Origin of the sequence: Klebsiella sp. 7-CIP_Kleb. (assembly GCF_050378655.1) — a bacterium.
Classification (GTDB): Bacteria; Pseudomonadota; Gammaproteobacteria; order Enterobacterales; family Enterobacteriaceae; genus Klebsiella; species Klebsiella quasipneumoniae.
The window spans coordinates 44,115-59,492 of the sequence record NZ_JBNRLJ010000007.1; the positions used below are offsets into that span (position 1 = coordinate 44,115).

At 57.6% G+C, this 15,378-nt stretch carries 11 protein-coding genes; 8 read left to right on the forward strand and 3 right to left on the reverse strand.

What is annotated here, in order from left to right:
- Positions 1-101: 101 nt before the first annotated feature.
- Positions 102-1,085 carry a quinone oxidoreductase gene (locus ACQUTI_RS20645; protein WP_004177848.1) on the reverse strand — a complete coding sequence of 328 codons (984 nt, stop codon included), beginning with the start codon at positions 1,083-1,085 and terminating at the stop codon, positions 102-104.
- Between the two features lie 169 nt (positions 1,086-1,254).
- On the opposite strand from ACQUTI_RS20645, the gene dnaB reads away from it, so the two are divergent.
- From dnaB to ACQUTI_RS20675, 6 genes are all read left to right on the forward strand, one after another.
- Positions 1,255-2,670 carry a replicative DNA helicase gene (dnaB, locus tag ACQUTI_RS20650; protein WP_002884942.1) on the forward strand — a complete coding sequence of 472 codons (1,416 nt, stop codon included), beginning with the start codon at positions 1,255-1,257 and terminating at the stop codon, positions 2,668-2,670.
- A 31-nt stretch (positions 2,671-2,701) separates the two neighbouring features.
- The gene (alr, locus tag ACQUTI_RS20655; protein ID WP_428923356.1) at positions 2,702-3,781 is read left to right on the forward strand and encodes an alanine racemase; all 1,080 of its coding nucleotides are present in this window, start codon (positions 2,702-2,704) and stop codon (positions 3,779-3,781) included.
- Positions 3,782-3,958: 177 nt separating this feature from the next.
- Entirely contained in the window at positions 3,959-5,152 is a 1,194-nt protein-coding gene (tyrB, locus tag ACQUTI_RS20660; protein ID WP_043519217.1) for an aromatic amino acid transaminase, read from the forward strand.
- 191 nt (positions 5,153-5,343) lie between these two features.
- On the forward strand, positions 5,344-6,057 hold the full coding sequence (gene aphA / locus ACQUTI_RS20665; protein ID WP_004206302.1) for an acid phosphatase AphA: 714 nt from the start codon (positions 5,344-5,346) through the stop codon (positions 6,055-6,057).
- Between the two features lie 131 nt (positions 6,058-6,188).
- Entirely contained in the window at positions 6,189-6,605 is a 417-nt protein-coding gene (locus ACQUTI_RS20670) for a secondary thiamine-phosphate synthase enzyme YjbQ (protein WP_004206303.1), read from the forward strand.
- Between the two features lie 3 nt (positions 6,606-6,608).
- Positions 6,609-6,965, forward strand: a complete 357-nt coding sequence (locus ACQUTI_RS20675; RefSeq protein WP_004206305.1) for an MmcQ/YjbR family DNA-binding protein — start codon at positions 6,609-6,611, stop codon at positions 6,963-6,965.
- Here ACQUTI_RS20675 and uvrA read toward each other — a convergent pair whose 3' ends face one another.
- Positions 6,966-9,791 (reverse strand): excinuclease ABC subunit UvrA, encoded by a 2,826-nt coding sequence (uvrA, locus tag ACQUTI_RS20680; protein ID WP_023291635.1) that lies wholly within the window; start codon positions 9,789-9,791, stop codon positions 6,966-6,968. It abuts the gene before it with no gap.
- A gap of 251 nt (positions 9,792-10,042) precedes the next feature.
- Between uvrA and ssb1 the strand changes: the two genes are divergently transcribed.
- Positions 10,043-10,567 (forward strand): single-stranded DNA-binding protein SSB1, encoded by a 525-nt coding sequence (ssb1, locus tag ACQUTI_RS20685; protein ID WP_004151744.1) that lies wholly within the window; start codon positions 10,043-10,045, stop codon positions 10,565-10,567.
- A 121-nt stretch (positions 10,568-10,688) separates the two neighbouring features.
- On the opposite strand, the gene ACQUTI_RS20690 is transcribed toward ssb1, so the two are convergent.
- A complete protein-coding gene (locus tag ACQUTI_RS20690; protein ID WP_053810875.1) occupies positions 10,689-12,269 on the reverse strand; it encodes a lytic transglycosylase F in 1,581 nt (526 codons plus the stop codon).
- 588 nt (positions 12,270-12,857) lie between these two features.
- On the opposite strand from ACQUTI_RS20690, the gene ACQUTI_RS20695 reads away from it, so the two are divergent.
- Positions 12,858-15,116 carry a TonB-dependent siderophore receptor gene (locus tag ACQUTI_RS20695; protein WP_254465647.1) on the forward strand — a complete coding sequence of 753 codons (2,259 nt, stop codon included), beginning with the start codon at positions 12,858-12,860 and terminating at the stop codon, positions 15,114-15,116.
- The last annotated feature ends 262 nt before the right edge of the window (positions 15,117-15,378 follow it).

The window sequence follows — 15,378 nt, forward strand, 5'->3', positions numbered from 1 at the left end:
ACGAATTCATCGCGCTGTACCCTACATACAGCCGAACTAAAAAAAGTAAGGGCTTCCCAGGTGGAAGCCCTAAACTTTTGTCCTTTTGTCCTTTTGACCGCTTACGGCAGCAGCAGACTCGACCCCTGTGTCACCCGGCTCTCCAGAACTTCATGCGCCCGTCGCGCTTCGGTCAGCGGATAGGTCTGACTCTCGGGCACGTCCACTTTGATTACTCCACTGGCGATCAGCGAAAACAGCTCACTGCAGGCTTCAGCCAGCTCTTCCCGGTTGGTGATATAGCCCTGCAGCGATGGGCGGGTGACGTACAGAGAACCTTTCTGATTCAGGATCCCCAGATTAACGCCGGTCACCGGGCCGGAGGAGTTGCCAAAGCTGACCATCAGGCCGCGGCGCTGCAGACAGTCCAGAGAGGCTTCCCAGGTATCTTTCCCTACCGAGTCATAGACTACGGCGACTTTCTTACCGTCGGTGAGCGCTTTGAGCCGCTCCGCGATAGGTTCTTCGCGATAGTTAATCACCTGCCAGGCGCCCGCCGCTTTGGCGCGCTGCGCCTTCTGCGCGCTGCCGACGGTGCCGATAAGTTTCGCCCCCAGCGCTTTCGCCCACTGACAGGCAATCAGCCCCACGCCGCCGGCGGCGGCATGAAACAGGAACATCTCATCAGGCTTAATTTCGTAAGTTTTACGCAACAGATACCAGACCGTTAATCCTTTGAGGAACGACGCGGCGGCCTGTTCGAAAGAGATGGCGTCCGGCAAGACCGCCGCTTTATCGGCCAGCACATTGTGCACCGTGCTGTAGGCGCCGAGCGCCGACTGGGCGTACACCACCCGATCGCCTGCCTTAATGTGCGTCACCCCATGGCCGACTTTACTGACGATGCCGGCCGCCTCGGTGCCCAGACCGCTCGGCAGCGACGGCGGCGGATAGAGGCCGCTGCGAACATAGGTGTCGATATAATTGATGCCGATAGCTTTGTTTTCGACCTGAATTTCATGCTCCGCAGGATCGCGAGGGGTAAACTCAACCGCCTGAAGCACCTCCGGCCCCCCGTGTTTTGAAAATTCGATGCGTGTTGCCATGTTCGCTCCTGTGTTGTTCTGAGATTATCCAGTAAGCTTAACAGCCTGCGGCGGCAGCGACGGATTTTCTTACCCGCCTCAGGCCAGCCATGCTTAATGGGTTCTTTAGCGGCAATGGCTTTCTCGCTATACTGTCACGCTCTTTTCCGTATCGGTGAAATGTTAGGCTATGGCAGGAAATAAACCCTTCAACAAACCACAGACAGAAACCCGCGAACGCGATCCGCAGCTCGCCGGGCTGAAAGTCCCGCCGCACTCGATTGAAGCGGAGCAGTCGGTGTTGGGCGGTTTAATGCTGGATAACGAGCGCTGGGACGACGTTGCCGAACGCGTCGTTGCCGACGACTTTTATACCCGTCCGCATCGTCATATTTTTACCGAGATGGCGCGCCTGCAGGAGTCGGGCAGCCCGATTGACCTGATCACCCTTGCGGAGTCGCTGGAGCGTCAGGGACAGCTGGACAGCGTCGGCGGCTTTGCCTATCTGGCGGAACTGTCCAAAAATACCCCCAGCGCGGCGAACATCAGCGCCTATGCCGACATCGTGCGCGAACGCGCGGTCGTGCGCGAGATGATCTCGGTGGCCAATGAGATCGCCGAGGCCGGCTTCGACCCGCAGGGGCGAACCAGCGAAGATCTGCTCGATCTCGCCGAGTCCCGCGTCTTTAAAATCGCTGAAAGTCGGGCCAATAAAGACGAAGGGCCGAAAAACATCGCCGATGTCCTCGACGCCACCGTCGCCCGTATCGAACAGCTTTTCCAGCAGCCGCATGACGGCGTTACCGGGGTCAACACCGGCTACGACGACCTCAACAAAAAGACCGCCGGCCTGCAGCCGTCGGATCTGATTATCGTCGCCGCCCGTCCGTCGATGGGTAAAACGACCTTCGCGATGAACCTCGTGGAAAACGCAGCGATGCTGCAGGACAAACCGGTACTCATCTTCAGTCTCGAGATGCCCTCCGAGCAGATCATGATGCGTTCTCTGGCCTCGCTGTCGCGCGTCGATCAGACCCGCATTCGTACCGGTCAGCTGGACGATGAAGACTGGGCGCGGATCTCCGGCACCATGGGCATTCTGCTGGAAAAACGTAACATCTATATCGATGACTCCTCCGGCCTGACGCCGACGGAAGTGCGTTCCCGCGCGCGGCGTATCGCCCGCGAGCATGGCGGCATCGGGCTGATTATGATCGACTACCTGCAGCTGATGCGCGTGCCGTCGCTCTCTGACAACCGTACCCTGGAGATCGCCGAAATCTCCCGCTCGCTGAAGGCGCTGGCCAAAGAGCTACAGGTGCCGGTGGTGGCGCTGTCGCAGCTGAACCGCTCACTGGAACAACGTGCCGATAAACGTCCGGTCAACTCCGACCTGCGTGAGTCCGGCTCTATCGAACAGGATGCCGACTTAATCATGTTCATTTACCGTGATGAGGTCTATCACGAGAACAGCGATCTTAAGGGCATCGCGGAAATTATCATTGGTAAACAACGTAACGGCCCGATCGGCACCGTGCGACTGACCTTCAACGGTCAGTGGTCGCGTTTCGATAATTATGCCGGTCCTCAGTATGATGATGAGTAACCCTTCCTCCTTCTTTTATTAAGGAATTCAAATGCAAGCGGCAACTGTAGTTATCAACCGCCGCGCTCTGCGACACAACCTGCAACGTCTGCGTGAACTGGCGCCTGCCAGCAAACTGGTTGCGGTGGTGAAAGCGAACGCCTACGGACACGGTCTTCTTGAGACCGCGCGAACGCTGACCGACGCCGACGCTTTTGGCGTCGCCCGCCTGGAAGAGGCGCTGCGCCTGCGAGCGGGGGGGATCGCGCAGCCGATCCTCCTGCTGGAAGGCTTTTTTGCGGCGGAAGACCTGGCGGTGATCGCCGCTCAGCGTCTGCATACCGCGGTGCATAGCCCCGAACAGCTGGCGGCGCTGGAGCAAGCCGACCTCCCCGAGCCGGTGACCGTGTGGATGAAGCTGGATACCGGCATGCATCGCTTAGGGGTGCGCCCGGAGGAAGCCGAGGCGTTTTATCAGCGTCTGAGCCAGTGCAAAAACGTCCGCCAGCCGGTTAACGTGGTGAGCCACTTCGCCCGCGCCGATGAGCCGACCTGCGGCGCCACCGAACGCCAGCTGGATATCTTCACCACCTTTACCAAAGGCAAGCCGGGATTGCGCTCTATCGCCGCCTCGGGCGGTATCCTGCTGTGGCCGCAGTCGCATTTTGACTGGGTGCGTCCGGGCATTATCCTGTATGGCGTGTCGCCGCTGGACGATCGCTCCACCGGGAAAGATTTTGGCTGTCAGCCGGTGATGACCCTGACGTCCAGCCTGATTGCCGTGCGCGAGCATAAAGCAGGGGAGTCCGTCGGCTACGGCGGCACCTGGATCAGCGAACGCGACACGCGTCTCGGCGTGGTCGCGATGGGCTATGGCGACGGTTATCCGCGCGCCGCGCCGTCGGGCACCCCGGTGCTGGTCAATGGCCGCGAAGTGCCGATTGTCGGCCGGGTGGCGATGGATATGATCTGCGTTGACCTCGGCCCGCAGGCCCAGGATAAAGCCGGCGACGCGGTGGTACTGTGGGGAGAGGGACTCCCGGTAGAGCGCATCGCCGAGATCACGAAAGTGAGTGCTTACGAACTTATTACGCGACTGACCTCCCGCGTCGCCATGAAATACTTCGACTAAGCCTTGTTCGTACCGGATAGCTCAGACGCTTATCCGGTACGCTATCGGTATAGCCGCGGACAAAAAAGCGGTTTATACCGCTGCGCGGTCACTTTCCCCTCAACATCCTCTCGACCTGCCGTCATATCCGGTTTATTGTGTAAGAACCTGCCCCATGTAAACCTGGAGATACATCGCGTGTTTCAAAAAGTTGACGCCTACGCCGGCGACCCTATTCTTTCTCTGATGGAACGCTTCAAAGAAGACCCGCGAAGCGACAAAGTCAACCTGAGTATCGGGCTGTATTACAACGATGACGGCATTATCCCGCAGCTGCAGGCGGTGGCGGAAGCGGAAGCGCGCCTGAACGCCGAGCCGCACGGCGCCTCGCTGTATCTGCCGATGGAAGGGCTGAGCGGCTACCGCCAGGCAATTGCGCCGCTGCTGTTTGGCGCGGAGCATAGCGCGCTTAAGCAAAACCGCATCGCCTCCATTCAGACGGTCGGCGGTTCGGGCGCGCTGAAGGTCGGGGCCGATTTCCTCAAACGCTACTTTCCTGAGTCTCATGTCTGGGTCAGCGACCCGACCTGGGAAAACCACATTGCCATATTTGAAGGGGCTGGCTTCGAAGTAAGTACTTACCCATGGTTTGATAAAGCCACCAACGGCGTGCGCTTTGAAGCGCTGCTGGCGACGCTGCAAACGCTGCCGGCGCGCGACATTGTGCTGCTGCACCCCTGCTGCCACAACCCGACCGGCGCCGACCTGACGCCGGAACAGTGGGATCGTGTGGTGGAGATCCTGAAAGCGCGTCAGCTGATCCCGTTCCTCGACATCGCCTACCAGGGCTTTGGCGCAGGGCTGGAAGAGGATGCCTACGCCATTCGCGCCATCGCCAGCGCCGGGATGCCGATGCTGGTCAGCAACTCGTTCTCCAAAATTTTCTCCCTGTACGGGGAGCGCGTCGGCGGCCTGTCGGTGGTCTGTGAAGACAGTGAAACCGCAGGCCGCGTGCTTGGCCAACTGAAGGCCACCGTGCGCCGCAACTACTCCAGCCCGCCGAGCTTTGGCGCGCAGGTGGTGGCGACGGTGCTGAACGATGCCGGGCTGAAATCCACTTGGCAGGCGGAAGTGGACGCCATGCGCGCGCATATCCTGACTATGCGTCAGGCGCTGGTCGACGCGCTGCAGCAGGTTGCCCCGGGCAGCGATGTGGATTACCTGCTCAAGCAGCGCGGGATGTTCAGCTACACCGGCTTCAGTGCGGCGCAGGTGGATCGCCTGCGCGACGAGTTTGGCGTCTACCTGATTGCCAGCGGACGCATGTGCGTGGCGGGGTTAAACTCACGTAATGTTCAGCAGGTCGCGAAAGCCTTTGCCGCGGTAATGTAAGCCGCTCTCCAGCAGGTTGTCTCTGCCGGTCAACGGGCAGGGGCAACCCCCTCTGATTGTGATCATCCTCTTTTTCTATGACATCTACGCGAAAAAGGCTTTTCATCCCTGTCGCCTGCGGGTAAGGTCGGGGCGTTACTAAGCATGCACATTATTGAAAACAATAATGATTGATAGATTTAGGGATAAATATGCGCAAACTTACTCTCGCCCTTGCGGCGGCTTCTCTCCTGTTCACGCTGAACAGCGCCGTAGTCGCGCGCGCCTCCACGCCACAGCCGCTGTGGGTCGGCACCAACGTGGCCCAGTTGGCCGAGCAGGCGCCGATCCACTGGGTTTCGGTGGCGCAAATTGAGAACAGCCTGCTGGGGCGTCCGCCGATGGCCGTCGGCTTTGATATCGATGACACCGTTCTCTTCTCCAGTCCTGGTTTCTGGCGCGGGCAAAAAACCTTCTCTCCCGGCAGTGAGGATTACCTGAAAAACCCGCAGTTCTGGGAAAAAATGAACAACGGCTGGGACGAATTCAGCATGCCAAAAGAGGTGGCGCGCCAGCTGATTGCCATGCATGTGAAGCGTGGCGACAGCATCTGGTTCGTCACCGGCCGCAGCCAGACCAAAACAGAAACCGTTTCTAAAACCCTGCAGGATGATTTTCTTATCCCCGCCGCCAATATGAACCCGGTGATTTTCGCTGGCGATAAGCCGGGTCAGAATACCAAGACCCAGTGGCTGCAGACGAAGCAGATAAAGGTTTTCTATGGCGACTCGGATAACGATATTACCGCCGCCCGCGAGGCGGGCGCCCGCGGGATCCGCGTGCTGCGTGCCGCCAACTCCTCCTATAAGCCGCTGCCGATGGCCGGCGCGCTGGGCGAAGAAGTGATCGTCAATTCCGAATACTGACAGGCGTCAGAACGTGATAAACGGCAGCGGTGACGCTGCCGTTTTTTTATGCAAAATCCGGGGTGGAAGGTTTTACCTTTTCACGTATTGCTGCACACTTAGAGGGATTCATTCGCAAAAAGGAGTCGATGATGTGGTATCAGCAAACCCTGACGCTTGGGCCTAAATCCCGTGGTTTTCATCTGGTCACCGACGAAATCCTCGGCCAGATCCGCGGGCTGTCCGGGGTGAAGGTCGGCCTGCTACACCTCCTGCTCCAGCATACTTCCGCTTCCCTGACGCTCAACGAAAACTGCGATCCCACCGTCCGGTATGACATGGAGCAGTATTTTCTTAACGCCGTGCCGGACAATGCGCCGTACGAACATGATTATGAAGGCCCTGACGATATGCCGTCGCACATCAAATCATCGATGCTTGGCGTGTCGCTGATGCTGCCGGTTGAGGACGGACGCGTCAGGCTGGGGACCTGGCAGGGCATCTGGCTGGGGGAGCATCGGATACACGGCGGTTCGCGGCACATCGTTGCGACGCTCATGGGGGAATAAAAGATGACAATTTCGGAGTTATTGCAGTACTGCATGGCGAAGCCGGGAGCAGAGCAGAGCGTCCACAGCGACTGGAAAGCCACGCAGATTAAGGTCTCGGACGTGCTGTTTGCCATGGTGAAGGAGGTCGAAGACCAGCGGCCGGCGGTTGCGCTGAAGGCGAGCCCGGAGCTGGCGGAGCTGCTACGGCAGCAGCATCGCGACGTCCGGCCCAGCCAGCATCTCAATAAAGCACACTGGAGCACCGTCTTTCTGGATGGCTCGCTGCCGGATTCGCAAATCTACTACCTGGTCGATGCGTCTTATCAGCAGGCGGTGAAAATGCTGCCGGAGCCGGTCCGGCAGCAGCTTTCTCGCTAATTATTTTAGCATCGGCTTCAGGAAGCGCGCGGTGTGCGAGGCTTCGCACTCGGCGACGGTTTCAGGGGTACCGGAAACCAGAATTTCGCCGCCGCCGCTGCCGCCTTCCGGGCCGAGATCGACAATCCAGTCGGCCGTTTTTATCACGTCGAGATTGTGCTCAATCACCACGATGGTATTGCCCTGATCGCGCAGCTGGTGCAGCACTTCCAGCAGCTGCTGGATATCGGCGAAGTGCAGACCGGTGGTCGGCTCATCGAGGATATACAGCGTCTGGCCGGTACCGCGCTTGGACAGCTCGCGCGCCAGCTTGACGCGCTGCGCCTCGCCGCCGGACAGGGTCGTCGCCGACTGGCCGAGACGGATATAGGTCAGACCCACGTCCATCAGGGTTTGCAGTTTACGCGCCAGCGCCGGTACGGCATCAAAGAACTCGCGCGCTTCTTCGATAGTCATATCCAGCACTTCGTGGATGGTTTTGCCTTTGTACTTAATCTCCAGCGTTTCGCGGTTATAGCGCTTACCTTTGCACTGGTCGCACGGTACGTAGATATCCGGCAGGAAGTGCATTTCGACCTTGATCACCCCGTCGCCCTGGCAGGCTTCGCAGCGACCGCCGCGGACGTTAAAACTGAAACGGCCCGGCGTATAGCCGCGGGAACGTGATTCCGGCACCCCGGCGAACAGCTCGCGCACCGGCGTAAACACCCCGGTATAGGTCGCGGGGTTGGAGCGCGGCGTGCGGCCGATCGGGCTCTGGTCGATATCGATGACTTTATCGAAGTGCTCCAGCCCCTGAATATCGCGATACGGCGCCGGTTCGGCGATGGTCGCGCCGTTAAGCTGACGCTGGGCAATGGGGAACAGGGTGTCGTTGATCAGCGTGGATTTACCCGAGCCGGAGACGCCGGTGATGCAGGTAAACAGGCCCACCGGCAGGGTCAGCGTCACGTCTTTCAGGTTGTTGCCGCGCGCGCCGGTTAGCTTGAGGACTTTCTCCGGATCGGCGGGCACGCGCTGCTTCGGCACTTCAATTTTGCGCTTACCGCTCATGAACTGGCCGGTCAGGGATTCCGGTACCGCCATAATGGCCTCCAGCGGCCCTTCCGCCACCACCTGGCCGCCGTGGACCCCGGCCCCGGGGCCGATATCGATCACATGGTCGGCGGCGCGAATGGCGTCTTCGTCATGCTCAACGACGATCACCGTGTTGCCTAAATTACGCAGGTGGATCAGGGTCCCGAGCAGGCGCTCGTTATCGCGCTGGTGCAGGCCGATGGAGGGCTCATCCAGGACGTACATCACGCCAACCAGTCCGGCGCCAATCTGGCTCGCCAGTCGGATACGCTGGGCCTCGCCGCCGGAGAGCGTTTCCGCCGAGCGGGAGAGCGTCAGGTAGTTGAGGCCGACGTTGACGAGGAACTTCAGGCGATCGCCAATCTCTTTCAGCACTTTTTCGGCGATTTTCGCCCGCTGGCCGGAGAGCTTCAGATTGTTGAAGAAGTCCATCGCGTGGCCGATGCTCATATCGGAAATGGTCGGCAACGGGGTGTTTTCCACAAACACATGGCGCGCCTCGCGGCGCAGACGCGTACCGTCGCAGCTGGCGCACGGGCGATTGCTGATGAACTTCGCCAGCTCTTCGCGTACCGCGCTGGATTCCGTCTCTTTGTAGCGGCGCTCCATATTATGCAGCACGCCTTCGAACGGATGGCGGCGCACCGAGGTGTCGCCGCGGTCGTTCATGTATTTGAATTCAATATTCTCTTTACCGGAACCGTACAGGACCACTTTCTGCACGCTGGCGCTGAGGGTGCCCCACGGCGCTTCAACGTCAAACTTATAGTGCTCCGCCAGCGACTTCAGCATCTGGAAGTAGTAGAAGTTACGCCGATCCCAGCCGCGGATGGCGCCGCCCGCCAGCGACAGCTCCGGATTTTGCACCACGCGATCGGGGTCGAAATATTGCTGCACGCCGAGACCGTCGCAGGTCGGGCAGGCGCCCGCCGGGTTGTTGAAGGAGAACAGGCGCGGCTCCAGCTCGCGCATGCTGTAGCCGCAGATCGGGCAGGCGAAGTTGGCGGAAAACAGCAGCTCTTCCGCTTTCTCATCATCCATATTGGCCACGATGGCGGTCCCGCCGGAGAGCTCCAGCGCGGTTTCAAACGACTCGGCCAGACGTTGCGCCAGATCGTCGCGCACCTTGAAGCGGTCGATGACCACCTCGATGGTGTGCTTCTTCTGCAGCTCCAGCTTCGGCGGATCCGAGAGATCGCAGACTTCGCCGTCGATCCGTGCGCGGATATAGCCCTGGCTGGCGAGGTTTTCCAGCGTTTTGGTGTGCTCGCCTTTACGCTCTTTAATAATGGGCGCGAGCAGCATCAGACGCAGGCCTTCCGGCTGGGCGAGGACGTTATCGACCATCTGGCTGACGGTCTGCGCCGCCAGCGGCACGTCGTGGTCCGGACAGCGCGGCTCGCCGACGCGGGCGTACAGCAGACGCAGGTAGTCGTGAATTTCGGTAATCGTACCCACCGTCGAGCGGGGGTTGTGAGAGGTTGATTTCTGTTCGATGGAAATCGCCGGCGACAGCCCTTCGATATGGTCGACGTCCGGCTTCTCCATCAGCGACAGGAACTGTCGCGCATAGGCGGAGAGCGATTCGACGTAGCGACGCTGGCCTTCGGCATACAGGGTGTCGAAAGCCAGTGAAGATTTGCCAGACCCGGAAAGCCCGGTGACGACAATGAGTTTGTCGCGCGGGATAACGAGGTTGATGTTTTTGAGATTATGGGTGCGGGCGCCCCGAACTTCGATCTTATCCATTCACCTTTCCCGGTAGGTAGATACACGGATTGCCTGGTTTGCTTGAAGGACAAACGGCAGAAACGGCTAATTATGACACAATTTAACCTGAATGAATATACAGTATCGGAATGCAAATTCAGGTCGAGTGTGCAACAATGTCGTAGCCGGGTACTATCTCTGGAATCAGCCTCGCAGCTATTAAAATGCTACGTGGAAATGGTACACTCGCGCGTTTACACTATTAAGAAACGTATTCAGGAGACACGAACATGGCCAGCAGAGGCGTAAACAAGGTGATTCTCGTCGGTAATCTGGGGCAGGACCCGGAAGTACGCTACATGCCAAGTGGCGGCGCAGTCGCCAACTTCACGCTGGCAACTTCCGAATCCTGGCGTGACAAGCAGACCGGCGAAATGAAAGAGCAGACTGAATGGCACCGCGTTGTGCTGTTCGGCAAACTGGCTGAAGTCGCTGGTGAGTATCTGCGTAAAGGCTCTCAGGTGTACATTGAAGGCCAACTGCGTACCCGCAAGTGGACCGATCAATCCGGTCAGGATAAATACACCACTGAAGTGGTGGTAAACGTTGGCGGCACCATGCAGATGCTGGGCGGCCGTCAGGGCGGCGGCGCACCGGCAGGCGGCGGACAGCAGCAGGGCGGTTGGGGTCAGCCTCAGCAGCCGCAGGGCGGCAACCAGTTCAGCGGCGGCGCGCAGTCCCGTCCGCAGCAGCAGGCTCCGGCAGCGCCTTCCAACGAACCGCCGATGGACTTCGACGACGATATCCCGTTCTAAGGCCTGCCTTAAACGCAATATCCACGTAGTTAACACAGAAAGCCCCGGTTTCGCCGGGGCTTTTTTTATGATTATTTCACCACCGCCTCAGAAGTGGTTTTGACCGCTGGCCGCAAGCGCTTCAGGCCGCGGGCACCTGAGCGGTCGCGGGCATCGCCACGCTGGGCTGCGGTTTGGCTGGCGGCGCCACCGGCTCCTGCCGCGGCGCCGCCGTCGCTTTCTGTTTGCGGGCCATGTCATCGACGATCAGCCGATAGGCGATGTAATACTTATAGATATTGCTGACGTAGGTCACCGTTTCCGCGCCGATTTTTTCTGCCGCCAGATTTTCGACGTTACCGAACCAGACGTTTGGATCAAACCCGCGCTGTTTGGTCATGGTGCGCAGGCGGGCGATACGCGCCGGACCGGCGTTGTAGGAGGCAAAGGCAAATAGCGCTTTATCCAGCCGGGTCATGGGCTCATCAGCATAGTAACGATCTATCATCCAGCGCATATATTTCACGCCAGCATGAATATTGGGATCCAGCTGTTTAATATCGCCCACCTTCAGCTCTTTTCCGGTGCGGGGCATCACCTGCATCACCCCGACGGCGCCAACGTGGCTTCGAACCGACTGGTTCAGCCGCGACTCCTGGTATCCCTGGGCCGCCATCAGCAGCCAGTCGACATCATAGCGATCGCCATATTTACGGAAGACGTCCACCATGGCGAGGAACTTGCGCCGTTCCTTACTCGCTGCGGCATTTTTAACATATTGGGCATTTTTCAGGTAACGCAGCAGCAGGGTATTACCCAGCGTGGTGCCCTGACGATTCTTTTTCACGAAGTTGTTCAGCAGCGCCAGCAGCTGTGGGCTGTCCTGGCGTACCGCCCACGCAATGTTGCCGCCGTCGCGCAGCACCACGTTGTCATGGACCTGGATTTTCGGAAATACCTGTTTCCAGAAAACCGCTTTATGCTGATCGACGACGATCAACGGCACCAGCCCGGCGTTGAGCATTTCCAGCAGATCTTCATCCTCCAGCGCTTCCGGCGCCGCTTCCAGGGTAACCGGCGGTCGTGACTCGCTGGCAAATCGGGCGTTCAGCGCTTGCAGACTTTCGTAATAGCTGGAGGAGCGGCGAACAAAGACCGTTTGACCGGAGAGCTGCTCCAGACTGTCGACCTTCGGCGATGCCGGGCCGGAGATCAGTAATTCTTTCACGTTGCTGTAGAGCGGTTGGGCGAAATCGACCTGGGCTTCCCGCGAGGGCGTGATAGTCAGGTTGGCGGCGGCGATATCCCCTTTACCTTCATTAAGCGCGGTAAAGAGATTATCCCGACTGACCGGCACAAAAACGATGTGCAGCTTCAGGTGGCGCTGTTTTAGCTTTTTATCTTTCGCCAGCTGTTTATTCAGATCGTTTTCCAGCGCGATAAAAATGTCGTGCGTTGCCCCGCGCTGGGTGCCTTTATCAATAAAAAAGAAGGTCTTGCTGTAGGTGGTTAATACCCGGATGGTGCGCCGATCGAGCATGCCGGGCAGATCGCCTTTCCACGGCTGCAGCATGTCGTCGATATGGATCGACAGCGTATTGTCTTCGGTTGCCACCGGCGGCGCGATTTCCGCCTCCGCCGCCAGCAGAAAAGGGGCGAATAACAGCGTCGCGAGGCAGGTAAGCCAGGCGATAAACAGGCGTGATAGCGAGTTGGCGTTCATGGAGGAGCACTCCGCAGGGGGATGTGTTTATTTTAGCAGAACGGCCGCCGTTAGCTGGGTATGACATGGGGGAAAAGGTGTAACGATACCGACAAAGAGTCTTTCGCAAATAGTATTACTTACTATTAATGTGCTTTTGTCTTTAATTTAACTATGGAGATAATGTGATAAAAATATGTTTTTTTAATGATGAATAGAAAGTGATGATTTTATTTTTACTTTATTCTCTTCCATTTGTTTTTTGGTAACCAGCTGATTGGTAGATGTTATTTTATTTTTCTCTGATATTGATTATTATCATCTTGATAATGAATCTCATTTTTATTACCGTAACACGGCACATTACTCTAATGACACGCTGTCTGGATTACGCTATCAAAGAATAGCGCGCAGCGCTTTTTCTCTAATGATGAAACAGGGCACTTAATTTTATTATGCCTCACGCTGTCTTCTTATTCCCATTAATGCCGGGAAGGCGCTGGCCTGCGCCAAAATCTGGCGAGGCGCTGAGGCAAGTATTTTATCCCATTGTTTTTTCAATTGGGGAAGGCGTTATGCCCGACAGCAACAGAAAACAGGGCATATTCTATGAAATACACGTCTCTCTTCCCGCTGGGGATCGCCATTCCTCTGTTTGCCTGTAGCGTGCCGCTGCAGGCGACAGAGAGCGTTATCGAACCATCGACGTCTGACGAGAGCACCCCCACTGCTGAAAATCACGAGGAAACGATGGTGGTGACTGCCGCCAGGCAGAACCTGCAGGCGCCGGGCGTGTCGACCATTACTGCGGACGAGATTCGCAAACATCCCCCCGTCCGCGATGTGTCGGAGTTAATTCGCACGCAACCCGGAGTCAATCTGACCGGTAACTCCACCAGCGGTCAGCGAGGCAACAACCGGCAAATTGATATCCGTGGGATGGGACCAGAGAACACTCTGGTGCTGGTCGATGGAAAACCGGTCACCAGCCGTAACTCGGTGCGGTATGGCTGGCGCGGCGATCGTGATTCCCGTGGCGATACCAACTGGGTGCCGGCAGAGATGATCGATCATATCGATGTGATCCGCGGCCCGGCGGCGGCGCGCTATGGTAATGGCGCGATGGGCGGGGTCGTCAACATCGTGACCAAACCGACCACGCCTGAATGGCATGGGTCGTGGAATACCTATATGAATGCTCCGCAGCATCGTAAAGAAGGGTCGACGAAACGTACCAACTTTAGCCTCAATGGTCCGCTGTCAGACAGTGTCAGCTTCAATCTCTGGGGTAATTTGAGTAAAACCCAGGCCGATGCTCAGGACATTAACGCCGGTCATGAAGCCGAGCGTACAGGCTCCTACGCGGGCTCTTATCCCGCCGGACGTGAAGGGGTGGTGAACAAAGATATTCACAGTAAGCTGCGCTGGGAGTTCGCCCCGATGCAGGCCCTGGAGTTTGAGGCCGGCTACAGCCGACAGGGCAACCTCTATGCCGGCGACACACAAAACACCAATACCAGTACGCTGGTGAAGAGTATGTACGGGAAAGAGACTAACCGTCTCTACCGGCAAACTTATGGCGTGACATGGACCGGCGGCTGGGATAATGGCGTGACCAGCAACAGCTATGCCCAGTACGAACACACCCGCAACTCGCGAATGAATGAAGGGCTGGCGGGGGGGACGGAAGGGATCTTCTCCAGTAGCGAGTTTTCAGATATCGATCTGGCCGATGTTCTGCTACATAGCGAAGTGAATATTCCGTTTACGCTGGGGGTCGATCAGAATCTGACGCTGGGGACAGAATGGAATCAGCAGCGGATGAAAGATGGCGTATCGACAACCCAGGCGCTCTCTTACGGAACTATCGATGGCGTATCGGCTACCGGTCGTAGCCCGTACTCCAGCGCCGAGATCTTCTCGCTGTTTACCGAAGATAATATGGCGCTAACGGACAGCACCATGCTGACACCCGCTCTGCGCTTCGACCACCACAGCATCGTCGGCAATAACTGGAGCCCCTCACTGAACCTGTCCCAGGAGCTGACGGACGACTGGACGCTGAAGCTGGGCATTGCCCGCGCTTACAAGGCGCCTAACCTCTACCAGTTGAACCCGAACTATATTCTCTACAGCAACGGTCAAGGCTGTTACGCCAGTAGTTCCGCCTGCTATCTGATGGGGAATAGCGACCTGAAAGCGGAGACCAGCGTTAATAAAGAGATTGGTCTTGAGTATAAGCATGAGGGCTATCAGGCGGGAATCACCTGGTTCCGTAACGACTATCACAACAAGATTGAGTCAGGGTACGCGGCGGTGGGCACTGCCAGCAACGGCACCACCAATATCTATCAGTGGGAAAACGTACCAAAGGCGTTAGTGGAAGGCCTGGAAGGAACGTTGAATCTTCCGATGGGGGAGACGGTTAACTGGAGCAATAACCTGACATGGATGCTGCAGAGCAAGAATAAGACGACAGGCGACCGACTGTCAGTGATCCCGCAGTTTACCCTGAACTCGACTTTGAGCTGGCAGGTCCGTGAAGATCTCTCTCTGCAGAGCACCTTTACCTGGTATGGCCGACAGAAACCAAAACGCTTTAATTATAAGGGCGAGGCGGTCAGCGGCAGCGAATTAAACGAAGTCAGCCCATACAGTATTGTCGGTCTCAGTGCGACCTGGGATGTGAACAAAAACCTGAGCTTCACCAGCGGGATAGATAACCTGTTTGATATCCGCCACTATCGGGCAGGGAATGCGCAAACGACCGGCAACGCGACGACGGGAGCTTATCTGTATGGCGCGGGTGCCGAGACCTATAACGAATCGGGGCGGACCTTCTTTGTGAGCGTAAATACTCACTTCTGATGGTGCTGGTGAGAATGAAACCGGGTGCAGCGCGGCCCGGTTTTTTTATTTCAGATGAGAGCGGTGGAGACAATTATAAATGGTGACAAAATCTTCACGCCCTCTACATTATTAGCTCAAAATATCCTTTTATACTGATTTCCGTCGCGCAAGGTCGTTGATCCCGATCGGGCTCGATAATAGCACCCTGCTATTTCCCTTCTGCAATACCCCCTGTCCCCCTTCCATTCCCAACCGCAGCGATGCGGAGGAGGGGGACCTT

Excerpts from the sequence above, each read along its gene's own strand:
- ACQUTI_RS20670 (WP_004206303.1), top strand. The coding sequence starts at position 6,189 with ATGTGGTATCAGCAAACCCTGACGCTTGGGCCTAAATCCCGTGGTTTT.
- ACQUTI_RS20690 (WP_053810875.1), bottom strand. The coding sequence starts at position 12,269 with ATGAACGCCAACTCGCTATCACGCCTGTTTATCGCCTGGCTTACCTGC.
- uvrA (WP_023291635.1), bottom strand. The coding sequence starts at position 9,791 with ATGGATAAGATCGAAGTTCGGGGCGCCCGCACCCATAATCTCAAAAAC.
- dnaB (WP_002884942.1), top strand. The coding sequence starts at position 1,255 with ATGGCAGGAAATAAACCCTTCAACAAACCACAGACAGAAACCCGCGAA.
- aphA (WP_004206302.1), top strand. The coding sequence starts at position 5,344 with ATGCGCAAACTTACTCTCGCCCTTGCGGCGGCTTCTCTCCTGTTCACG.
- ssb1 (WP_004151744.1), top strand. The coding sequence starts at position 10,043 with ATGGCCAGCAGAGGCGTAAACAAGGTGATTCTCGTCGGTAATCTGGGG.
- ACQUTI_RS20675 (WP_004206305.1), top strand. The coding sequence starts at position 6,609 with ATGACAATTTCGGAGTTATTGCAGTACTGCATGGCGAAGCCGGGAGCA.
- ACQUTI_RS20645 (WP_004177848.1), bottom strand. The coding sequence starts at position 1,085 with ATGGCAACACGCATCGAATTTTCAAAACACGGGGGGCCGGAGGTGCTT.
- ACQUTI_RS20695 (WP_254465647.1), top strand. The coding sequence starts at position 12,858 with ATGAAATACACGTCTCTCTTCCCGCTGGGGATCGCCATTCCTCTGTTT.
- alr (WP_428923356.1), top strand. The coding sequence starts at position 2,702 with ATGCAAGCGGCAACTGTAGTTATCAACCGCCGCGCTCTGCGACACAAC.